A 20,527-nucleotide genomic window follows, 5' to 3' on the forward strand; every position below is an offset into this window, starting at 1 on the left:
TTAACGCTTGTCGAGGCCGGCGGGGGGCCAGCTTTCCAGCTTCATGCCCAGCGTGAGACCGCGGGAAGCCAGGACTTCCTTGATCTCGTTGAGCGACTTGCGACCCAGGTTCGGGGTCTTGAGCAGCTCGTTCTCGGTGCGCTGGATCAGGTCGCCGATGTAGTAGATGTTCTCGGCCTTCAGGCAGTTGGCCGAGCGCACGGTGAGCTCGAGCTCGTCGACCGGACGCAGCAGGATCGGGTCGAACTGCTGCGAGCTGCGCTGCACCGGCTGGTCGAAGGCGGCGAGTTCGCTGCCCTCCAGCTGCGCGAACACGGCCAGCTGTTCCACCAGGATCTTGGCGGAGGCGCGCACCGCGTCTTCCGCCGTGATGGCGCCGTTGGTTTCGATCTCGACCACCAGCTTGTCCAGGTCGGTGCGCTGCTCCACGCGGGCGCTCTCGACCGTGTAGCTCACGCGCTTGACCGGCGAGAACGAGGCGTCCAGCACGATCCGGCCGATCGACTTGGTCGGCTCGTCGGCGTAGCGGCGCATCGTGCCCGGCACGTAGCCGCGGCCCTTCTCGACCTTGATCTGCATGTCGATCTTGCCGCCTTGCGACAGGTGGGCGATGACATGGTCGGGATTGATGATCTCGACGTCGTGCGGGGTCTGGATGTCGGCCGCCGTGACGACGCCTTCTCCATCCTTGCGCAGCGACAGGGTGACCTCGTCGCGGTTGTGCAGCTTGAACACGACGCCCTTGAGGTTCAGCAGGATGCTGACCACGTCTTCCTGGACGCCGTCGATCGACGAGTATTCGTGAAGCACACCGGCGATGGTGACTTCCGTTGCCGCATACCCGACCATCGAGGACAGCAGGACACGGCGCAGGGCGTTGCCCAGCGTGTGGCCGTAGCCCCGCTCGAACGGCTCGAGCGTCACCTTGGCACGGTTGGTGCCAAGCTGTTCCACGTTGATGGCTTTGGGTTTCAGCAGGTTGGTTTGCATGCAGGACTTCCTCTCAATACCCCCGGCTCGTTACACCGGTAAGGCTGGTGAAGTCCCCACGCCACGGTGCCCCGTGGCAGGGGGAACGATAACTCTCTCGCCCCGCGCCGCTGCGCGGGGCCGCGCCGCTTAGCGCGAATACAGTTCGACGATCAGCGACTCGTTGATGTCGGCGCCGAACTCGTCGCGGTCCGGGACCTTCTTGAAGGTGCCTTCGGCCTTGTCGGCGTTGACCTCGACCCACGCCGGAATGCCGACCTGCTGGGCCAGTTGCAGCGCTTCGACGACGCGATTCTGCTTCTTGGACTTCTCGCGCACGGCGATCACGTCGCCGGTCTTGACCAGGTAAGACGGGATGTTCACCGGCTGGCCGTTCACCGTGATCGCCTTGTGGCTGACCAGCTGGCGCGCTTCGGCACGGGTCGAGCCGAAGCCCATGCGGTAGACGACGTTGTCCAGGCGGGACTCGAGCAGGAACAGCAGGTTCGCGCCGGAGTTGCCCTTGCGGCGGGAGGCTTCCTCGAAGTAGCGGCGGAACTGCTTTTCCAGCACGCCGTACATGCGCTTGACCTTCTGCTTCTCGCGCAGCTGCAGGCCGAAATCGGAGGTGCGCTGGCCCGAGGTGCGGCCATGCTGGCCGGGCTTGGAATCGAACTTGGCCTTGTCGCTGATCGAGCGGCGGGCGCTCTTCAGGAACAGGTCGGTGCCTTCACGGCGGGAGAGCTTGGCCTTGGGGCCGAGATAGCGTGCCACTGGTGGTGTCCTTTTGCTTCGTCTGCCGCGGCCGGTTCACCGCGGGAGCCACCGGACGATTGCCGGTGGCGGTGGGCTTGGTTGAAAAACGGAAATCTGGAGCGTCGGGCCCGATCGCAACGCGATCAGATGCGACGGCGCTTCTGCGGACGGCAGCCGTTGTGCGGCACCGGGGTCACGTCGGAGATCGACGTGATGCGGATGCCCAGCGCGGCCAGCGCACGCACCGACGACTCGCGACCCGGACCGGGGCCCTTGATCTCGACGTCGAGGTTCTTGATGCCCTGCTCGATCGCGGCGCGGCCGGCCACTTCCGAGGCGACCTGGGCCGCGAAGGGGGTGGACTTGCGCGAACCCTTGAAGCCCTGGCCACCGGAGGAGGCCCAGCTCAGTGCGTTGCCCTGGCGGTCGGTGATCGTGATGATCGTGTTGTTGAAGGACGCATGCACGTGGCAGACGCCGTCGGAGACGTTCTTGCGAACCTTCTTGCGCACGCGCTGGGCGGCGTTGTTGGCGGGAGCTTTTGCCATGTCGAATCTCTTTCCCGATTATTTCTTGAGCGCCTGGGCAGCCTTGCGCGGGCCCTTGCGGGTGCGCGCGTTGGTGCGGGTGCGCTGGCCACGCATCGGCAGGCCGCGGCGGTGGCGGAAGCCCCGGTAGCACCCGATGTCCATCAGGCGCTTGATGTTCATCGTGGTTTCGCGGCGCAGGTCGCCCTCGATCGTGAACTGGGCGATCTGGTCGCGGATCTTCTCGAGATCGGCGTCCGACAGGTCCTTGACCTTCTTCGAGTACGGGATGCCCGTGGCTTCGCAGATCTTGCGAGCGCGCGTGCGGCCGATGCCGAAGATGGCCGTGAGTCCGATCTCGGCGTGCTGGTGCGGCGGAATGTTGATACCGGCGATACGTGCCATGTCTTGTCCTCTAAACCTGTGCTCAGCCCTGGCGCTGCTTGTGACGCGGATCCGTGCAGATCACGCGAACGACGCCCTTGCGGCGGATGATCTTGCAGTTGCGGCAGATCTTCTTGACGGAAGCCGAAACTCTCATGTGTCTTTCTCCTAAATCTTCCTAGCCCTACTTGGCTCTGAACACGATCCGTGCCCGCGACAAGTCGTAGGGCGTCAGTTCCACGGTGACCTTGTCACCAGGGAGGATGCGGATGTAGTGCATCCGCATCTTTCCCGAGATGTGACCGAGCACCACGTGCCCGTTTTCCAGCTTCACCCTGAAGGTTGCATTGGGAAGGTTTTCCACCACCTCGCCCTGCATCTGGATCACATCGTCTTTCGACATTTCCTTCAGCCGCCGAGTGACGTCTTGAAGTTCGCTTTCTTCAACAGTGACTCGTACTGCTGGCTCATCAGGTAGTTCTGGACCTGGGCCATGAAGTCCATCGTGACCACCACGATGATCAACAGCGAGGTGCCGCCGAAATAGAACGGCACGTTGTACTTCAGGATCAGGAACTCCGGCAGCAGGCAGACGAAGGTGATGTACACCGCGCCAGCCAGCGTCAGCCGCAGCAGGATCTTGTCGATGTAGCGGGCCGTCTGGTCACCCGGGCGGATCCCCGGGATGAACGCACCGCTCTTCTTCAGGTTGTCCGCGGTCTCCCGGCTGTTGAAGACCAGGGCCGTGTAGAAGAAGCAGAAGAACACGATCGCGCCCGCGTACAGCAGGGTGTAGATCGGCTCGCCAGGCTTGAGCATCCCCGCCACGTCGCGCAGCCACCGCATCGACTCGCCCGTCGAGAACCAGCTCACCACCGTCGCCGGCAGCAGGATGATCGACGACGCGAAGATCGGCGGGATCACGCCGGCCATGTTCAGCTTCAGGGGCAGGTGCGACGACTGTCCGCCGTAGACCTTGTTGCCGACCTGGCGCCGCGCGTAGTTGACGAGGATCTTGCGCTGGCCGCGCTCGATGAACACGACCAGGTAGGTCACCAGCGCCACCAGCACCACGATGAAGATGGCCACCAGGATGTTCATCGCACCCGTGCGCACCAGCTCCAGCAGCCCGCCGATCGCGTTGGGCAGCCCCGCGGCGATCCCTGCGAAGATCAGGATCGAAATCCCGTTTCCAAGGCCACGCTCGGTGATCTGCTCGCCCAGCCACATCAGGAACATCGTGCCGGCCGTCAGGCTGACCACCGCCGTCATGCGGAAGCCGAAGCCCGGGGCGATCACGAGACCGGGCGACGCCTCCAGCGCCAGCGCGATGCTGAGCGACTGGAACAGCGCCAGGCCCAGCGTGCCGTAGCGGGTGTACTGCGTGATCTTGCGGCGGCCGGCCTCGCCTTCCTTCTTCATCTGCTCGAACGTCGGGACGACGTAGGTGAGCAGCTGCATGATGATCGAGGCCGAGATGTACGGCATGATCCCCAGCGCGAACACCGTGAACCGGGACAGCGCGCCGCCCGAGAACATGTTGAACAGGCTCAGGATGCCGCCCTGCTGGCCCTTGAACAGCTGCTGGAGCTGGCCAGGGTCGATGCCGGGCACCGGGATGTGCGCGCCGATGCGGTAGACCACCAGCGCGAGCAACAGGAACACCAGCCGGCGACGCAGGTCGCCGAACTTGCCGGTCTTCGCGAGTTGGGCTGCGTTAGTGGCCACTTGTTTCCTTCGTCACCTGCGTGCGCGGGCTCAGGCCAGGCTGCCGCCGGCCGCTTCGATCGCAGCCTTGGCGCCGGCGGTCGCGCCGATGCCGGTCAGCTTGACGGCGCGCTTGAGCTCGCCCGACTTGATGACCTTCACGTTCTTGACGATCTCGGCCACCAGGCCGGCCTGCTTGAGGGTCAGCAGGTCGACTTCGGCGGCACCCAGCTTTTCCAGCGCGGCCAGGCTGACCTCGCCGTTGAACTTCAGGTTCTGCGACTTGAAGCCGCGCTTGGGCAGGCGGCGCTGCAGCGGCATCTGGCCGCCTTCGAAGCCGACCTTGTGGTAGCCGCCCGAACGCGACTTCTGGCCCTTGTGGCCGCGGCCGGCGGTCTTGCCCAGGCCGGAGCCGATGCCACGGCCGACGCGGCGGCGCGGCTTGCGCGCGCCCTCGGCGGACTTGATGGTATTGAGTTCCATGTCAGAGCACCTTCACCAGGTAGCTGATCTTGTTGATCATTCCGCGCACGGCGGGCGTGTCCTGCAGCTCGGAGACCGAGTTCAGCTTGCGCAGGCCCAGGCCGCGCACGGTGGCGCGATGCGATTCCTTGGTGCCGATGGGGCTGCGCACCAGCTGCACCTTGACGGTTTGTTGGGTGGCCATGTCGTGGACTCCGATCAGGCGGTGAACAGGTCTTCGACCGACTTGCCGCGCTTGGCCGCCACTTCCGAGGGAGTGGTGGAGTTCTTCAGCGCGTCGAACGTGGCGCGGACCATGTTGTAGGGGTTGGTCGAACCGTGGCTCTTGGCCACGATGTCGGTGATGCCCATCACTTCGAACACGGCGCGCATCGGGCCGCCGGCGATGATGCCCGTGCCCTTGGGGGCGGGAGCCATCATCACGTGCGCAGCGCCATGGCGGCCGACCACGTTGTGGTGCAGCGTGCCGTTCTTGAGGGACACCTTGGTCATGTTGCGACGGGCTTCTTCCATCGCCTTCTGCACGGCGGCGGGCACTTCCTTGGACTTGCCCTTGCCCATGCCGACGCGGCCGTCGCCGTCGCCGACCACGGTCAGCGCTGCGAAGCCGAGGATCCGGCCGCCCTTGACCACCTTGGTGACGCGGTTGACCGCGATCATCTTCTCGCGCAGGCCGTCTTCCGGGCCTTCAGCCTGCCGGTTCGCTTGAATCTTTGCCATGTTGAGTATCCGTGTCCGTTAGAACTGCAGGCCCGCTTCACGGGCGGCATCGGCCAGCGCCTTGACGCGGCCGTGGTAGGCGAAGCCGGCGCGGTCGAACGCGACCTTCTCGACGCCGGCGGCCTTGGCGCGCTCGGCGATCAGCTTGCCCACCTGCTGCGCAGCGGCGACGTTGCCGCCCTTGCCCGAGCCGCCGAGCGACTTGCGCAGGTCGGTCTGGGCCGTGGAGGCGGAGGCCAGCACCTTGCTGCCGTCGCCGGAGATCACGGAAGCGTAGATGTGCAGGTTGGTGCGGTTCACGGTCAGACGCGCGGTGCCCTGGGTGGCGATCCGGATGCGGGTCTGGCGGGCCCGGCGAAGACGCTGCTCTTTCTTGGTCAACATCGTCCTGCTCCTTACTTCTTCTTCGTTTCTTTGATCGTGATCTTCTCGTCCGCGTAGCGGATGCCCTTGCCCTTGTAGGGCTCGGGCGGACGGATCGCACGGATCTCGGCGGCCACCTGGCCGACGCGCTGGCGGTCGGCACCCTTGATCACGATCTCGGTCGGGGCCGGGGTCGCGACGGTGATGCCAGCCGGCATGTCCTTGTTGACGGCGTGCGAGAAGCCCACCGACAGGTTCAGCTTGGCACCCTGCGCCGTGGCCTTGTAGCCCACGCCGACGAGGGTCAGCTTCTTCTCGAAGCCCTTGGTCACGCCGACGACCATGTTGTTGACCAGCTGGCGCATCGTGCCGCTCATCGCGTTGGCTTCACGCGACTCGTCGGCCGGCTCGAACGACAGCTTGCCGTCCTTGCTGGACACCTTCACCAGAGCGTTCTGGGCCAGCGACAGCGTGCCGCCGGCGCCCTTGACGCTGATCTGGTCTTCCTTGATCTGCACGTCCACGCCTTGCGGGACGGCGACCGGCATTTTTCCTACTCGGGACATTTGTCGTTCCTTCCCTTTAGGCCACGTAGCACAGCACTTCGCCGCCGACGCCGCTGGCGCGGGCCTTGCGGTCGGTCATCACGCCCTTGGGGGTGGTGACGATGGCCACGCCCAGGCCGTTCTGGACCTGCGGAATGGCGGTGGCGCCCTTGTAGACGCGCAGGCCGGGGCGGCTCACGCGCTCGATGCGCTCGATCACGGGGCGGCCGGCGTAGTACTTCAGCGAGATCTCGAGCTCGCTCTTGTTGCCGTCCTTCTTCACCGCGAAGCCGTCGATGTAGCCCTCGTCCTTCAGGACCTGGGCGATCGCGACCTTGAGGTTGGAGGCGGGGACGCTCACCGTCGGCTTGGCCACCATCTGCGCATTGCGGATGCGGGTCAGCAGGTCGGCGATGGGATCACTCATGCTCATGTCTGTCTCTCCTGCCGCTTACCAGCTGGCCTTGATCACGCCCGGGATGTCGCCGGTGAAGGCCATCTCGCGGATCTTGTTGCGGGCCAGGCCGAACTGGCGGAAGGTGCCACGCGGACGGCCGGTGATCTCGCAGCGGTTGCGCTGGCGGGTCGGGTTGGCGTTGCGCGGCAGTTTCTGCAGGGCGAGGCGGGCGGCAGCGCGCTCCTCGTCGCTCTTCTTGGCATCGCCGGCGATCGCCTTCAGTTCCGCGTGTTTCTTGGCGTACTGGGCGACCAGTTTGTCGCGCTTGAGTTCGCGTTGGATCAGAGCTGTTTTAGCCACGATGCACCTTCAGTTCTTGAACGGGAAACGGAAGCCCGCGAGCAGCGCCTTGCACTCGTCGTCGGTCTTGGCCGTGGTCGTGATGCTGATGTTCAGGCCGCGCAGGGCATCGACCTTGTCGTACTCGATCTCGGGGAAGATGATCTGTTCCTTGACCCCGATGTTGTAGTTGCCGCGGCCGTCGAAGGCACGGCCCGAGATGCCGCGGAAGTCGCGCACGCGGGGCAGGGCCACCGTGACGAAGCGGTCCAGGAACTCGTACATCTTGACGCCACGCAGCGTGACCATGCAGCCGATCGCCTGGCCTTCGCGGATCTTGAAGCCGGCGATGGCCTTCTTGGCCTTGGTGACCACGGGCTTCTGGCCGGCGATCTTGGTCAGGTCGCCGACGGCGTTGTCCATGACCTTCTTGTCGGCCACGGCCTCGCTCACGCCCATGTTCAGGGTGATCTTGGTCAGGCGCGGGACTTCCATCGGCGACTTGTAGCCGAACTTGGCGGTCAGCTCGGGGACCACCTTCTCGCGGTAATGCTGTTGCAGTCGTGCCATGGTCATGCCACCTTGATCTCTTCGCCGCTGGACTTGAAGACGCGCACGCGCTTGTCGCCCTGAACCTTGATGCCCACGCGGTCGGCCTTGCCGGTGGCGGGATTGAAGATCGCCACGTTCGACTGGTGGATCGGCATGGCCTTCTCCACGATGCCGCCGGTGGTGCCCTTCATGGGGTTGGGCTTGGTGTGCTTCTTCACCAGGTTGATGCCCTCGACCACGACCTTCTCGTCGTCCTTGCGCAGCACGACCTTGCCGCGCTTGCCCTTGTCACGGCCCGCGAGGACGATGACCTCGTCGCCTTTGCGAATCTTGTTCATTGCGTTCCCCTTACAGGACTTCCGGGGCCAGCGACACGATCTTCATGAACTTCTCGGTGCGCAGCTCGCGCGTCACCGGGCCGAAGATGCGGGTGCCGATCGGCTCCAGCTTGTTGTTGAGCAGGACGGCGGCGTTGCCGTCGAACTTGACCAGGGAGCCGTCGCCGCGACGGATGCCCTTGGCGGTGCGCACCACCACGGCGCTGTAGACCTCGCCCTTCTTGACGCGGCCACGCGGAGCGGCTTCCTTGATGCTCACCTTGATGATGTCGCCCACGCTGGCGTAGCGACGCTTGGAGCCACCGAGCACCTTGATGCAAAGAACGGACTTCGCGCCAGTGTTGTCGGCGACTTCGAGCCGGGATTCAGTCTGGATCATTTCGTGTATTCCCAACTTGTCCCCGAGGCCGAGCGGCATCGGGGCAGTCTTGGGCCCGCCGTCCACGCCAGCAAACCGCTTGCGGGCGTTTCCGAATGGGCAGAACCTCGCCTGAAAATAGGCGAGCCCGCGATCATACCTTGTCCACAGGACTTGTCAAACGCCCTGGCGGGGGCCGGTCATGCCTGGCCGGCGGGCAGGTAACCGCGGGCCAGGGCGATGAAGTCGGCTTCACGCGGGTCGGCGCCCGTCTCCTCGCGCAGCAGCGCCGCCACTGACGGAGCCAGCCGCGCCGCCAGGCGGGCGTCCAGGAACAGCAGCCGCGAGCGGCGGGCCAGCACGTCTTCGACCGTGCGGGCGTACTCCTGCCGCGCCGCGAAGCGCACCATCGCCTCGGTGAGTCCGCCGCCCAGTTCGACGCCGGCGCCGGGCAGCGCGGCCACCGCGATCGCCTCGCTGCCATACAGGTGCACGCCCGGTGCCTCGCTGATCGGATGGGCCGGCGTGACGGCCGGCTCGGCCCCGACCAGCTTCAGGCTGGCGGTCACGCCTGCCGGCGCCCGGTGCAGCAGCTGGGCGCCGAAGCAGCGCTCCAGCACGTCCTCGGCCATCGCCCGGTAGGTGGTCCACTTGCCACCGGTCACGGTGACCAGGCCGGACCGGCTGACCAGCACGGTGTGCTCGCGGCTGAGCGCCTTGGTGTTGGCCCCTTCGTCGTCGGCCGGCTTGACCAGCGGGCGCAGGCCCACCCACAGGCTGCGGATGTCCTGCGGCCGTGGCGCGCGCACCAGGTAGCGGCCGGCTTCGCGCAGGATGAAGTCCAGTTCCTCCTCGAACGGCCGCGGCTCACGCGGCAGGTCGGTGCGGGGCGTGTCGGTGGTGCCGAGGATCACCTTGCCCAGCCAGGGGACGCCGAACAGGACGCGGCCGTCGGCCGTCTTGGGCACCATCAGGGCGTGCCGGCCCGGCAGGAAGTCGCGGTCGACCACGACGTGGACGCCCTGGCTGGGCGCCACGATCGGCTGGATCGCGCGGCCGACCGCCTCGCCATCCTGCTGGCGCAGGCGGTCGACCCACACGCCGGCGGCATTGATCACGCAGCGCGCCCGCAGCTCGAAGGCCCGCCCGGTCTCGCGGTCCTCGCAGCGCACGCCGGCGACCCGCCCGCCCTGGTGGACCAGGCCGGTGGCGGCGCAGTAGTTGACCAGCAGCGCGCCATGGCGCTGGGCCGTGCGCGCCAGCGCCATGGCCAGCCGCGCATCGTCGAACTGGCCATCCCAGTATTCGACCCCGCCCTTGAGCCCCTGCGGCCGCGCCGTCGGCAGCGACTGCAGCGTCTGCGCGCGACTGAGGAAGCGCGTGGGGGCCAGGCCGGCGCGCCCGGCCAGCGCGTCATACAGCTTGAGTCCGGCGCCGTAGAACGGCGTCTCCCAGAGCTTGTACGACGGCATCACGAAGGCCAGCGGCTGCGCCAGATGGGGTGCGTTGTTCAGCAGCGTCGTGCGCTCGTGCAGCGCCTCGCGCACCAGGGCGATGTTGCCCTGCGCGAGATAGCGCACGCCGCCATGCACCAGCTTGGTCGCCCGCGACGAGGTGCCCCCGGCGAAGTCGTGCGATTCGATCAGCACCACCGAAAACCCGCGCGCCGCGGCGTCCAGCGCCACGCCCAGCCCGGTGGCGCCGCCACCGACCACCGCCACGTCCCATGTCTGCGGCCGCTCCAGGCGTGCCAACAATTCCGTCCTCTGCATCCCCCGATTGTCCCCGACCCAGCAGGAGCCGCCGTTAGACTCGCGCGACATGCGCAGCGCCGGTCCGACTCCCCCCACCCGACCCATCGCCTTCATCGGAGGCGGCAACATGGCCACGGCCATCCTGGGCGGCCTGCTGCGGCAAGGCCTGCCGGCCGACCAGCTCGAGGTCGTCGAACCCTGGGCCGACGCCCGCGAGCGCCTCCTGCGCGAGCACGGCGTGCGCGCCCAGTCCGAGGCCGGCCCCGCGCTGGCACGTGCCGGCCTGGTGGTGTGGGCGGTCAAGCCGCAGGCGTTCCGCGATGCGGCCCGGCCGGTGGCGCCGCACACCGAGGCGGCACTGCACCTGAGCGTGGCCGCCGGCATCCGCTCCGAGACCATCGCGGGCTGGCTGGGCAGCCAGCGCGTGGTGCGCAGCATGCCCAACACGCCGGCACTGGTCGGGCGCGGGATGACCGCGCTGTTCGCGCGCGACGGCGTGACGGACGACGACCGCGGCCTGGTGGAACAGGTCCTCGCCCCCACCGGCGCGACCCTGTGGGTCGACCAGGAGCAGCAGCTGGATGCCGTCACCGCGCTGTCGGGCTCCGGGCCGGCCTACGTCTTCTACTTCCTCGAGGCGATGCGGCAGGCCGGCGCCGAGATGGGCCTGCCGCCCCGGCAGGCCCTGCAGCTGGCCATCGGAACGTTCGCGGGCGCCGCCGAACTGGCGCGCGCCTCCGACGATCCGCCGGAGGTGCTGCGCGAGCGCGTCACCTCCAAGGGCGGGACCACCTACGCCGCCCTCACCAGCCTCGAAGGCGATGATGTGAAGGCGCTGTTCGTCAAGGCGCTGCATGCCGCCGAGCGGCGCGCGCGGGAACTGGGCGACGAGTTCGGCCGCTGATCAGCGCAGCCCGTAGCTGGCCACGATGCCGGCGAACACGGCAAAGCCCACCCAGTGGTTCAGCCGGAAGGCACGGAAGCAGCCCTCGCGGCTGCGGTCGCGGATCAGCCGCCAGTGCCACAGGGCCTGCACCGCGGCGGCCGCGACGCCGAGCTGGAACGGCAGGCCCAGGCCACGCGGCGCAAGCACCAGCACCCACAGCGCCAGGAAGCTGCCGTAGCAGGCCATCACCACCGGCACGTCGGCCTGGCCGAGGGTGATTGCCGACGTCCGGATGCCGATCCTGAGGTCGTCGTCGCGGTCGACCATCGCGTACTCGGTGTCGTACGCCAGCACCCAGAACAGGTTGCCCAGCAGCAGCAGCCAGGCCGTGGGCGGCACCCGCGACTGCACGGCCGCGAAGGCCATCGGGATGCCGAAGCTGAACGCCACGCCCAGCACGGCCTGCGGCATGGACACCACGCGCTTGGCAAAGGGATAGAGCAGCGTGATGCCCAGCGCGGCCACCGACCACGCGATGGTGGCCGCGTTGGTTGTCAGCACCAGGCCGAACGCCGCCAGCGCCAGCACCGCCCCGACCAGGAGCGCCTCCCGCGCCGACACCTTGCCCGACGTGACCGGTCGCTGTGCCGTGCGCTTGACGTGCCGGTCGAAGTCGCGGTCGGCCACGTCGTTCACGCAGCACCCCGCGCTGCGCATCAGGATGGTCCCCAGCGTGAACACCGCCAGCAGGTGCCAGCCCGGAAAGCCGTGCGCCGCGATCCACAACGCGCCCAGCGTGGGCCAGAGCAGCAGCAGCCAGCCGGCTGGCCGGTCCCAGCGGATCAGATCGAGATAGAGAGCCAGCCGGCCGTCGCGCCATCGCATGCAGCGATGGTAGAGCCTGCAGGGCTCACTCCTCCAGCATGCTGCGCAGCATCCACGCCGTCTTCTCGTGGAAGTCCAGGCGCTGGGTCAGCAGGTCGAGCGTGGGTTCGTCGCCGGCCTTGTCGGCCACCGGTACCAGCTCGCGGGCGGTGCGGGCGACAGCTTCGTGTCCCTTGACCAGGATCCGCACCATCTCCAGCGCCTTGGGCGGCTCCGCCGGCGCGTCCGACACGGACGCCAGCTTCCCGAAGGCCGCATAGGAGCCGGGGGCGAAGTGCCCCAGCGCCCGGATGCGCTCGGCGACCAGGTCGACCGAGCCCCACAGGTCGGTGTACTGCTGCATGAACATCGCATGCAGCGTGTTGAACATCGGGCCCGTCACGTTCCAGTGGAAGTTGTGGGTGGTCAGGTACAGGGTGTAGGTGTCGGCGAGCAGGCGGCTCAGGCCCTGCGCGATCGCGGCGCGGTCGGTGTCGCTGATGCCGATGTTGATGGCGGGGGCGTTGTTGCTCATCGGATCTCCTGGAAGTGGGTGGAAGGCTTCCTTATAGGGACCGGCAGCGCGGCCGGGCAACAGCCCCGGTCAATGGATCCGATAGGCCCGGGCGTTCAGGCCAGGCCCAGCTGCTGCAGGTCGAGCTGGCCGCCGCGCAGCGGCGGGCACCAGAAGTACGCGCCGGTGACAGGCTTGGACAGGCGGAACACGCCATCGACGATCGCGTCGTCGAGGCCGGCCATGCGGCGCATCTGCGCTTCGAAGGCAGCGTGCGAGCAGCCGAAGGCCACGAACATCAGCCCGGCCTGGGTGCTGGCCATCCACGGCATCGAGCGGCGCAGGAGGAACGCCGGCGGATCGAAGCTCTCCTGCGCCGTGCGCTTGACGTGCGCCGACTCGGGCGCGTCCTCGATCTCCTCGTTGTCCGACAGCCGCCGCCCGATGCAGTGGTCCTGCTCCTGCGTGGGCATCGCGTCGAACGCGTCGAGGTCGTGCACCCACTGCTGCACGGCGACGAAGCTGGCGCCATCCAGTCCGGGGCCCTGGCCGTGGACGAAGGCGGCCGCCAGGGCTTCCTCCCCGGTCGGGTTCTCGGTGCCGTCCTCGAAACCGGTGAGGTCGCGGCCGAACCCGCTCTCGGTGTCGTGCCGGTGGCGGAAGGCGTCCACCACGTGGCGCAACGCGAACACCGGCGCCAGCGCCTTCTGCACCTTGCGCGTGACGTGCAGCAGCTCGCCCAGGTCGTCGCCGCGCACCCAGCACCACAACTGCCCCGGGGTGGACGGCACCTTCACGCGGCCGGACAAGTCGCTCGGGAACTCGTGCAGCCCGGGGATGTCGCCGCCCAGCGCCCGGACCAGCGAAGGACCGATGCCGACCACCACGTCGCGGCCATTGACCAGCGGCGACAGCCGCGTCAGCGCGTCACGGATGGCCTGTGCGGCCTGCTGGTCGCCGGCCATGGTGAACAGGACGTAGCGGGCGACGGCCGGCACGCCTTCCAGGATGCCTGGCTGGTGGAGGGATTCTTGGGACGACATGGGAACGGCTCGATTCGAATGGGGTCGGGAACGCCCTGCGGGCGGCTCAGGACAGGCGCTTGACGCCCGGCAGCTCGCAGGCATAGATGGCGTTGCGCAGGGCGGCGATGGCCTCGTAGCGGGTGAAGCTGCGACGCCACGCCAGCACCACGCGGCGCATCGGCGGCTCGCCCTCGAAGGGGATGTAGTGCACGAAGGCCGGGTCCTCCCGGCGGCGGCGCGGCTTGGCATCCAGGGCGTCCTTGGGCACCGACAGGCGCGGCACCAGGGTCACGCCCATGCCGGCCGCCACCATGTGCTTGATGGTCTCCAGCGACGAGCCCTCGAAGCTCTTGCGGATGCCTTCGGCGTCGCTGGAGAACCGCGCGAACTCGGGGCAGACCTCCAGCACGTGGTCGCGAAAGCAGTGCCCGTTGCCCAGGAGCAGCATCGTCTCGCTCTTGAGCTCCTGGGCGGTGATGGTCTTGCGCTGCGCGAACGGGTGCGCGCTGGGGACCACGGCCAGGAACGGCTCGTCGTACAGCGGCGCGAGCGCCAGCCCGGTATCAGGGAAGGGCTCGGCCATGATCGCGCAGTCGATCTCGCCGGTGCGCAGCATCTCCAGCAGCTTGACGGTGAAGTTCTCCTGCAGCATCAGCGGCATCTGCGGCGTGCGCACGATCGCCTGGCGCACCAGGTCGGGCAGCAGGTACGGGCCGATGGTGTAGATCACGCCCAGCTTCAGCGGGCCGGCCAACGGGTCCTTCCCGCGCTTGGCGATCTCCTTGATGGCGGCCGCCTGCTCCAGCACGCTCTGCGCCTGCCGCACGATCTCCTCGCCGAGCGGGGTGACGCTCACCTCGTTGGCGCTGCGCTCGAACAGCTTCACCTCCAGCTCGTCCTCGAGCTTCTTGATCGCCACGGACAGCGTCGGCTGCGAGACGAAGCAGGCTTCGGCCGCCTTGCCGAAGTGCTTCTCGCGGGCGACGGCGACGATGTATTTCAGCTCGGTCAGTGTCATGCGCTAGGCCTTGAGGTAGTCGGATTTTCCACCCAACCAGCGGGCCGTGTGCCGGCGGGCGTTTTCCGGAAACCGATCGAGCATCTGCGGGGCCACGGCGCGCGCCGCCTCCAGCAGGTGGGCGTCGGTCACCAGGTCCGCAAAGCGCAGCAGCGGCGCGCCGGACTGGCGCGCGCCCAGGAACTCGCCCGGCCCGCGGATCTCCAGGTCGCGCCGGGCGATCTCGAAGCCGTCGGCGGTCTCGACCATGGCCTTGAGGCGCGCGCGTGCGGTCTCGCCCAACCGGCCGTTCTCGCCGGACGCATAGAGCAGCACGCAGGCCGATGCCGCGGCGCCGCGGCCGACCCGGCCGCGCAGCTGGTGCAGCTGCGACAAGCCGAACCGCTCGGCGTGCTCGATCACCATCAGCGAGGCGTTCGGCACGTCGACGCCGACCTCGATCACCGTGGTGGAGACCAGCACGCCCATCTGGCCGGCGGAGAACAGCGCCATCACGGCCTTCTTCTCCGCCGGCGGCATGCGCGAGTGCAGCAGGCCCACCATCACGCCCGGCAGCGCCGCCGACAGCTCCTCGTGCGTGGCCGTGGCATTGGTCAGGTCGAGTGCCTCGCTCTCCTCGATCAGCGGGCAGACCCAGTACACCTGCCGGCCCTGCGCCAGCTGCGACCGGATCCGCTCGACGACCTCGTCGCGGCGGCTGTCGGCGATCACCTTGGTGACCACCGGCGTGCGACCGGGCGGCAGCTGGTCGATGGTGGACACGTCGAGGTCGGCGTAGTAGCTCATGGCCAGCGTGCGCGGGATCGGCGTGGCGGTCATCATCAGCGAATGCGGCTCCCGGCCGTCGTCCTGCAGCTTGCCCCGCAGCGCGAGCCGCTGCGCCACGCCGAACCGGTGCTGCTCGTCGATGATGGCCAGCCCCAGGCGTGCGAACTGCACCTGGTCCTGGATGACGGCATGGGTGCCCACCACGAGCGCGGCCTCGCCGCTGGCGATGCGCTCGAGCATCGCGGTGCGTTCCTTCTTCTTCTGGCTGCCGGTGAGCCAGGCCACGCCCCGCCCGCCCGGCGCCAGCAGCGGCTCCAGCCAGTGGACCAGCTTGTGGAAGTGCTGCTCCGCCAGGATCTCGGTGGGGGCCATCAGGGCGCACTGCCAGCCGGCGTCGATCGCCATCGACGCCGCGAGCGCCGCCACCACGGTCTTGCCGGAGCCGACATCGCCCTGCAGCAGCCGGTGCATCGGCACGGGTGCGGCCAGGTCGGCGGCGATCTCCTCGCCGACGCGGCGCTGCGCCGCCGTCAGCGCGAACGGCAGCACCTGCAGCAGCTGCTCGTGCAGCCCGCCCGGACGTGCCTGCAGGGGCGGGGCGCGCAGGCGGTCGCGCTCGCGCTTGCTCTGCAGTTGCGACAACTGCTGGGCCAGCAGCTCCTCGGCCTTGAGCCGCTGCCACGCCGGATGGCTGCGGTCCTCCAGCGACGCGATCGAGGTGTCGGGCCGCGGGTGGTGCAGGAAATCGAGCGCCTCGCGCAAGGTCCAGTCCTCGCGCAGCGCGAGCTGCGGCATGAACTGCGGCGGCACCGTCTCGGCCAGGTCGGCCCGCGCGAGCCCGGCGAGCACGGCCTTGCGCAAGTAGGCCTGGGGCAGGCCGGCGACCGTCGGGTACACGGGCGTCAGTGCCTCGGGCAATGCGCCGCCGGCGGTCCGGCAGGTGGGGTGCACCATCTGCCAGCCCAGGAAGCCGCCCTTCAGTTCGCCCCGGGCCAGGATGCGCTGGCCGACCGCCAGTGCCTTCTGCTGCGAGGGGTAGAAGCTGAAGAAGCGCAGCACGCAGGTGTCGCTGCCGTCGTCCACGGTCACGACCAGCTGCCGGCGCGGGCGGAAGGCGATCTGGCACTCGGTGACCGTGCCCTCGATCTGGGCAACCTCGCCTTCGCGCGCGTCGCGCAGCTGCACGATGCGTGTCTCGTCCTCGTAGCGCAGCGGCAGGTGCAGCGCCAGGTCGATGTCGCGTGCCAGGCCCAGCTTGAGCAAGGCTTTCTGCGGTTCGGACAAGGCCTTGGCGGCGGGCATGGGAGAATTCTGCCTCTTCAACACCTTGGAACGGGCCCGTCCGGCCCTCAAGCGATGCGCGACTTCACGCTGGCGGACTTCGACTTCGCCCTCCCCCCCGAGCTGATCGCCCAGCACCCCGCCACCGAGCGCAGCGCCTCGCGGCTGCTCGACGGCCGCACCGCACCGCCCGTCGACCGCATCTTCCGCGCGCTGCCCGCCCTGCTCGCCCCGGGGGATCTGCTGGTGTTCAACGACACCCAGGTCGTGAAGGCGCGCCTGTACGGCGAGAAGCCGTCCGGCGGACGGCTCGAACTGCTGGTGGAACGCGTGCTGCCGCAGCAGCGCGTGGTGGCCCACATGAAGGTGAGCAAGAAACCCGTGGTGGGCACGGTGCTGACGATGCAGGGCGGCTTCACGGCCACGCTGCTGGGCCGCTGGCCCGACGACGACGGCGCGCTGTTCCACCTGCAGTTCAGCGACGACCCGCTGGCGATGATGGCGCGCCACGGGCACGTGCCGCTGCCGCCGTACATCGAGCACGCCGACACCGCGCAGGACGAGGCGCGCTACCAGACCGTGTTCGCGCGGAACCCCGGCGCGGCGGCTGCCCCGACCGCCGCGCTGCATTTCGACGCGCAGGTGCTCGACGCGCTGGCCGCGCGTGGCGTCGAGCGCGCCGGCCTCACGCTGCACGTGGGCGCCGGGACCTTCCAGCCGGTCAAGGTCGAGAACATCGCCGAGCACCGCATGCACAGCGAGTGGTACGACGTGCCGGCCGCGACGCAGGAGGCGATCGCCCGCGCCCGCGAGCGCGGCGGCCGCATCGTCGCGGTCGGCACCACGACCGTCCGCACGCTGGAATCCTGGGCCTCGACCGGCCAGGCCCGCGGCGACACCAGCATCTTCATCACGCCGGGCTTCGCCTTCCGGGTGGTGGATCTCCTGGTGACCAACTTCCACCTGCCCAAGTCGACGCTGATGATGCTGGTCAGCGCCTTTGCGGGCCACGACCACGTGATGGCGCTGTACCGCCATGCCGTGGCCCAGCAGTACCGCTTCTTCAGTTACGGCGACTCGATGCTGCTCGAGCGCCGCCGCCCCTGACATGCTCCAGTTCGAACTCCTCGCCACCGAGGGCCAGGCCCGCCGCGGCCGCCTCACCCTCAACCACGGCGTCGTGCAGACGCCGATCTTCATGCCCGTCGGGACCTACGGCACCGTCAAGGGCGTCACGCCGCGCTCGCTGGAGGAGATGGGCGCCCAGATCATCCTGGGCAACACCTTCCACCTCTGGATGCGGCCCGGGCTGGACGTCCTCGACCACTTCGGCGGCCTGCACGGCTTCGAGAAGTGGCCGCGCCCGATCCTCACGGACTCCGGCGGGTTCCAGGTCTGGAGCCTGGGCGAGATGCGCAAGATCAGCGAGGAGGGCGTGAAGTTCGCCTCGCCCGTCAACGGCGACAAGCTGTTCCTCACGCCCGAGGTCTCGATGCAGGTCCAGACCGTGCTGAACAGCGACATCGTCATGCAATTCGACGAGTGCACGCCGTACGAGACCAAGGGCCACATCACCACCGAAGCCGAGGCCCGCTTCTCGATGGAGCTGAGCCTGCGCTGGGCGCGCCGCTGCCAGGCGGAGTTCGCGCGGCTGGCCAACCCGAACGCGCTCTTCGGCATCGTGCAGGGCGGCATGTTCGAGCACCTGCGCGAGGAATCGCTGGCGGCGCTGGTGGAGATGGACTTCCCCGGCTATGCCGTCGGCGGCGTGAGCGTGGGCGAGCCCAAGGACGACATGCTGCGCATCATGGCGCACACGCCGCACCGGTTGCCGGCCCACAAGCCGCGGTACCTGATGGGCGTGGGCACGCCGGAAGACCTGGTGGACGGCGTCGCCAGCGGCGTCGACATGTTCGACTGCGTGATGCCGACCCGCAACGCGCGCAACGGCCACCTGTTCACGCGGTTCGGCGACCTGAAGATCCGCAACGCGCGGCATCGCAGCGACGAGCGGCCGCTCGACGAGACCTGCAGCTGCTACGCCTGCAAGGGCACCACGGCGCCGGACGGCACCGTGAGCGGCGGCTTCTCGCGCGCCTACCTGCACCACCTGGAGCGCTGCGGCGAGATGCTGGCGCCGATGCTGGCGACCATCCACAACCTGCACTACTACCTGAACCTGATGCAGGAAGTGCGCGATGCGCTCGACGCCGGCCGGTTCGCGGCGTTCCGCGAGCAGTTCCGGCGCGACCGCGCGCGCGGCGTCTGAGTCCATCCGGGCGCGCCGGGCCCACGACGGCCCGGCGGCGTACCATCGCGCCGCGATGCGGCCTTCGCCCCCCAAGCTCCTGACGCTCCTGCACCGGCTCCTCGGCTGGCCGCTCGCACTGCTGATCCTGTTCGAGGAATGGGGCTGGGAGCCGCTGCAGCGCGCGCTGGTCTGGCTGTCGGCGCGCCTGCGCCTGCGCTGGCTGGAGCCGCGCATCCGGGCGCTCCCGCCGCCTGCCGCCCTGGCGCTGTTCGGCGTGCCGGCCTTGCTGCTGCTGCCGGTGAAGCTGCTGGCGTTGTGGGCCCTCGGACACGGCCATGTGCTGCTCGGCGCCGCCGTGGTGGTGGCCGCGAAGCTGGTGGGAACGGCCGCCGTCGCGCGCCTGTACACCCTCACCCGGCCGGCGCTGATGCGCCTGCACTGGTTCGCGGCCGCGCACGACCGGTGGATCGCGTGGAAGGAAACCCTGCTGGCCCCCGTGCGTGCCTCCTGGCCGTGGCGCTGGTCGCGGGCGGCGGCCCGGCGCCTGCGGCGGCGCCTGCAGGCCAGGCGCCGGGGCTGATCAGGCCGGCGCCGGCCGGCCGTCGGCGGCCACGAGCTGGGTGAGCCCGACGCCCGCGGGTGTTCCGCAGGCGTGGCAGAACTTCGCGAACGCGTTCTTGCGCGTGCGGCAGGCGCCACAGCGGTCGAACAGGCAGATGCCGCAGTGCGGGCAGAAATCGATCGACTCGTTCTTCAGGTCGACCACCCGTTCGCAGCCCGGGCAGGCGCTCTTGGCCAGCCGTTGCAGCGCGGTGTCGTAGGGAAGTTCCTGGCGCCGCTGCGGATCGGGCAGGGCCTCGGCCTGCTGCTGGCGCTGCCGATAGCGCTCCAGGGCGACGATGGCCTGGCGTCCGACCAGCACGGTCACCACGATGCCGACTGCGTACCGCACGTACCCGCCGTAGCTGGGCAGGTAGGGCACCAGCTCCACGAAGAAGGCGAACAGCGCGAAGAAGATGAAGCCCCACACGAAGGGCCACCAGGTGCCGCGGCGCGCGTTGCTGCGGAACAGCCATCCCGCCACGGCGAGCAGCGGCAGGGTCAGCGCGAGCCGGTACAGGAACACCCGCAGCTCCACCTTGCGCTGCTCGGCCCGCCACCGCTCCTGCGCGGCCTGCTCCAGCGCGCCCAGCTCGCGGCGGTCGCGCTCCTCGCGCTGGCGCGCATCGAGCGCCACCTGTTCCTGTTGCTCCAGCGCAGCCTGCGCCTTGCGTTCACCCTGCATCAGTGCATCGAGGTGCCGGGTGCGCGAGAGGAGCTCCGGATCCTGGTCGGCCAGCTGGGTGGCGCGGCGCGTCGCCAGCCAGTTGTTGAAGGTCTCGCGCACCGTGCGCGAATCGGACCGCGCCACCTGCAGCTTCAGCCGGGCCTGCTCGAGCGCCGCCTGCGCCTCGCGCTGCTGCCGCTCGGCCAGCTCGATGTCGGTGCGCAGCGCCTCGGCGCGCGGGCGGTCCAGGAAGTCGTCGAGTTCGCGCTGCTGTTCGACCTTCGGCAGGTCGCCCACCAGCGCACTGCCCAACCCGATCAGGAACGCGGCAAACACCAGTGCCAGCAGCCACAGGCCGCGGCGGAACCATTGCTCGGACAGGCGCATCGCCTTGCTCATGATGTTTTCCTCCTCATGTTGGAAGCGACGCGCACCGACGGCCCCGTGCAGGGACCGGCGTG

The 20,527-nt window shown here is 68.8% G+C and carries 28 protein-coding genes; 4 read left to right on the forward strand and 24 right to left on the reverse strand.

Annotated elements, in window-relative coordinates:
- The 18 genes from VFE82_RS01015 to VFE82_RS01100 all read right to left on the reverse strand — a co-directional run bounded on the left by VFE82_RS01015 (position 1) and on the right by VFE82_RS01100 (position 10,210).
- On the reverse strand, positions 1-990 hold the full coding sequence (locus tag VFE82_RS01015) for a DNA-directed RNA polymerase subunit alpha (RefSeq protein WP_157401077.1): 990 nt from the start codon (positions 988-990) through the stop codon (positions 1-3).
- 129 nt (positions 991-1,119) lie between these two features.
- On the reverse strand, positions 1,120-1,743 hold the full coding sequence (gene rpsD, locus VFE82_RS01020) for a 30S ribosomal protein S4 (protein WP_324998371.1): 624 nt from the start codon (positions 1,741-1,743) through the stop codon (positions 1,120-1,122).
- Between the two features lie 125 nt (positions 1,744-1,868).
- Positions 1,869-2,273 (reverse strand): 30S ribosomal protein S11, encoded by a 405-nt coding sequence (rpsK, locus tag VFE82_RS01025; RefSeq protein WP_324998372.1) that lies wholly within the window; start codon positions 2,271-2,273, stop codon positions 1,869-1,871.
- A gap of 18 nt (positions 2,274-2,291) precedes the next feature.
- Positions 2,292-2,657: a 30S ribosomal protein S13 gene (rpsM, locus tag VFE82_RS01030; protein ID WP_187075649.1), complete on the reverse strand. Its 366-nt coding sequence runs from the start codon at positions 2,655-2,657 to the stop codon at positions 2,292-2,294.
- A gap of 22 nt (positions 2,658-2,679) precedes the next feature.
- Positions 2,680-2,793, reverse strand: a complete 114-nt coding sequence (gene rpmJ / locus VFE82_RS01035; RefSeq protein WP_011481465.1) for a 50S ribosomal protein L36 — start codon at positions 2,791-2,793, stop codon at positions 2,680-2,682.
- A 27-nt stretch (positions 2,794-2,820) separates the two neighbouring features.
- A complete protein-coding gene (gene infA, locus VFE82_RS01040; protein WP_007869286.1) occupies positions 2,821-3,039 on the reverse strand; it encodes a translation initiation factor IF-1 in 219 nt (72 codons plus the stop codon).
- Positions 3,040-3,044: 5 nt separating this feature from the next.
- Complete coding sequence (secY, locus tag VFE82_RS01045) at positions 3,045-4,364, reverse strand: preprotein translocase subunit SecY (RefSeq protein ID WP_324998373.1); 1,320 nt, start codon at positions 4,362-4,364, stop codon at positions 3,045-3,047.
- A gap of 30 nt (positions 4,365-4,394) precedes the next feature.
- Positions 4,395-4,826, reverse strand: a complete 432-nt coding sequence (gene rplO, locus VFE82_RS01050) for a 50S ribosomal protein L15 (protein WP_324998374.1) — start codon at positions 4,824-4,826, stop codon at positions 4,395-4,397.
- 1 nt (position 4,827) lies between these two features.
- Entirely contained in the window at positions 4,828-5,010 is a 183-nt protein-coding gene (gene rpmD / locus VFE82_RS01055) for a 50S ribosomal protein L30 (RefSeq protein WP_006297873.1), read from the reverse strand.
- 14 nt (positions 5,011-5,024) lie between these two features.
- Positions 5,025-5,546, reverse strand: a complete 522-nt coding sequence (rpsE, locus tag VFE82_RS01060) for a 30S ribosomal protein S5 (protein ID WP_324998376.1) — start codon at positions 5,544-5,546, stop codon at positions 5,025-5,027.
- Positions 5,547-5,564: 18 nt separating this feature from the next.
- On the reverse strand, positions 5,565-5,930 hold the full coding sequence (gene rplR, locus VFE82_RS01065; RefSeq protein WP_324998377.1) for a 50S ribosomal protein L18: 366 nt from the start codon (positions 5,928-5,930) through the stop codon (positions 5,565-5,567).
- 11 nt (positions 5,931-5,941) lie between these two features.
- Positions 5,942-6,475, reverse strand: coding sequence for a 50S ribosomal protein L6 (rplF, locus tag VFE82_RS01070; RefSeq protein ID WP_324998378.1), 534 nt, complete (start codon positions 6,473-6,475; stop codon positions 5,942-5,944).
- A 16-nt stretch (positions 6,476-6,491) separates the two neighbouring features.
- Complete coding sequence (gene rpsH, locus VFE82_RS01075; protein WP_324998379.1) at positions 6,492-6,887, reverse strand: 30S ribosomal protein S8; 396 nt, start codon at positions 6,885-6,887, stop codon at positions 6,492-6,494.
- An 18-nt stretch (positions 6,888-6,905) separates the two neighbouring features.
- Positions 6,906-7,211 (reverse strand): 30S ribosomal protein S14, encoded by a 306-nt coding sequence (gene rpsN, locus VFE82_RS01080; RefSeq protein WP_013902961.1) that lies wholly within the window; start codon positions 7,209-7,211, stop codon positions 6,906-6,908.
- A 9-nt stretch (positions 7,212-7,220) separates the two neighbouring features.
- Positions 7,221-7,760 (reverse strand): 50S ribosomal protein L5, encoded by a 540-nt coding sequence (gene rplE / locus VFE82_RS01085; protein ID WP_324998380.1) that lies wholly within the window; start codon positions 7,758-7,760, stop codon positions 7,221-7,223.
- Between the two features lie 2 nt (positions 7,761-7,762).
- Positions 7,763-8,080 (reverse strand): 50S ribosomal protein L24, encoded by a 318-nt coding sequence (gene rplX / locus VFE82_RS01090; RefSeq protein WP_324998381.1) that lies wholly within the window; start codon positions 8,078-8,080, stop codon positions 7,763-7,765.
- Between the two features lie 10 nt (positions 8,081-8,090).
- Positions 8,091-8,459 (reverse strand): 50S ribosomal protein L14, encoded by a 369-nt coding sequence (gene rplN, locus VFE82_RS01095; RefSeq protein ID WP_013902964.1) that lies wholly within the window; start codon positions 8,457-8,459, stop codon positions 8,091-8,093.
- A 179-nt stretch (positions 8,460-8,638) separates the two neighbouring features.
- Positions 8,639-10,210 carry a glycerol-3-phosphate dehydrogenase/oxidase gene (locus VFE82_RS01100; RefSeq protein ID WP_324998382.1) on the reverse strand — a complete coding sequence of 524 codons (1,572 nt, stop codon included), beginning with the start codon at positions 10,208-10,210 and terminating at the stop codon, positions 8,639-8,641.
- A 49-nt stretch (positions 10,211-10,259) separates the two neighbouring features.
- On the opposite strand from VFE82_RS01100, the gene proC reads away from it, so the two are divergent.
- Positions 10,260-11,096 carry a pyrroline-5-carboxylate reductase gene (gene proC / locus VFE82_RS01105; protein WP_324998383.1) on the forward strand — a complete coding sequence of 279 codons (837 nt, stop codon included), beginning with the start codon at positions 10,260-10,262 and terminating at the stop codon, positions 11,094-11,096.
- Here proC and ubiA read toward each other — a convergent pair whose 3' ends face one another.
- From ubiA to recG, 5 genes are all read right to left on the reverse strand, one after another.
- The gene (gene ubiA / locus VFE82_RS01110; RefSeq protein WP_324998384.1) at positions 11,097-11,963 is read right to left on the reverse strand and encodes a 4-hydroxybenzoate octaprenyltransferase; all 867 of its coding nucleotides are present in this window, start codon (positions 11,961-11,963) and stop codon (positions 11,097-11,099) included. It abuts the gene before it with no gap.
- Between the two features lie 25 nt (positions 11,964-11,988).
- Positions 11,989-12,477 (reverse strand): Dps family protein, encoded by a 489-nt coding sequence (locus tag VFE82_RS01115; protein WP_324998385.1) that lies wholly within the window; start codon positions 12,475-12,477, stop codon positions 11,989-11,991.
- Positions 12,478-12,572: 95 nt separating this feature from the next.
- Positions 12,573-13,499 carry a Dyp-type peroxidase gene (locus tag VFE82_RS01120; RefSeq protein ID WP_324998386.1) on the reverse strand — a complete coding sequence of 309 codons (927 nt, stop codon included), beginning with the start codon at positions 13,497-13,499 and terminating at the stop codon, positions 12,573-12,575.
- 46 nt (positions 13,500-13,545) lie between these two features.
- A complete protein-coding gene (locus tag VFE82_RS01125) occupies positions 13,546-14,499 on the reverse strand; it encodes a LysR substrate-binding domain-containing protein (protein WP_324998387.1) in 954 nt (317 codons plus the stop codon).
- 3 nt (positions 14,500-14,502) lie between these two features.
- Positions 14,503-16,569: an ATP-dependent DNA helicase RecG gene (recG, locus tag VFE82_RS01130; protein ID WP_414708706.1), complete on the reverse strand. Its 2,067-nt coding sequence runs from the start codon at positions 16,567-16,569 to the stop codon at positions 14,503-14,505.
- Between the two features lie 54 nt (positions 16,570-16,623).
- On the opposite strand from recG, the gene queA reads away from it, so the two are divergent.
- The 3 genes from queA to VFE82_RS01145 are packed head-to-tail and all read left to right on the forward strand — an operon-like array spanning position 16,624 to position 19,379.
- Positions 16,624-17,655: a tRNA preQ1(34) S-adenosylmethionine ribosyltransferase-isomerase QueA gene (queA, locus tag VFE82_RS01135; RefSeq protein WP_324998389.1), complete on the forward strand. Its 1,032-nt coding sequence runs from the start codon at positions 16,624-16,626 to the stop codon at positions 17,653-17,655.
- 1 nt (position 17,656) lies between these two features.
- Positions 17,657-18,817 (forward strand): tRNA guanosine(34) transglycosylase Tgt, encoded by a 1,161-nt coding sequence (tgt, locus tag VFE82_RS01140; protein WP_324998390.1) that lies wholly within the window; start codon positions 17,657-17,659, stop codon positions 18,815-18,817.
- A 55-nt stretch (positions 18,818-18,872) separates the two neighbouring features.
- Complete coding sequence (locus VFE82_RS01145; RefSeq protein WP_324998391.1) at positions 18,873-19,379, forward strand: hypothetical protein; 507 nt, start codon at positions 18,873-18,875, stop codon at positions 19,377-19,379.
- Here VFE82_RS01145 and VFE82_RS01150 read toward each other — a convergent pair whose 3' ends face one another.
- Complete coding sequence (locus tag VFE82_RS01150) at positions 19,380-20,465, reverse strand: serine endopeptidase (RefSeq protein WP_324998392.1); 1,086 nt, start codon at positions 20,463-20,465, stop codon at positions 19,380-19,382.
- Between the last annotated feature and the right edge of the window lie 62 nt (positions 20,466-20,527).

The organism is Ramlibacter sp. (genome assembly GCF_035655895.1).
Taxonomy (GTDB): domain Bacteria; phylum Pseudomonadota; class Gammaproteobacteria; order Burkholderiales; family Burkholderiaceae_C; genus Ramlibacter.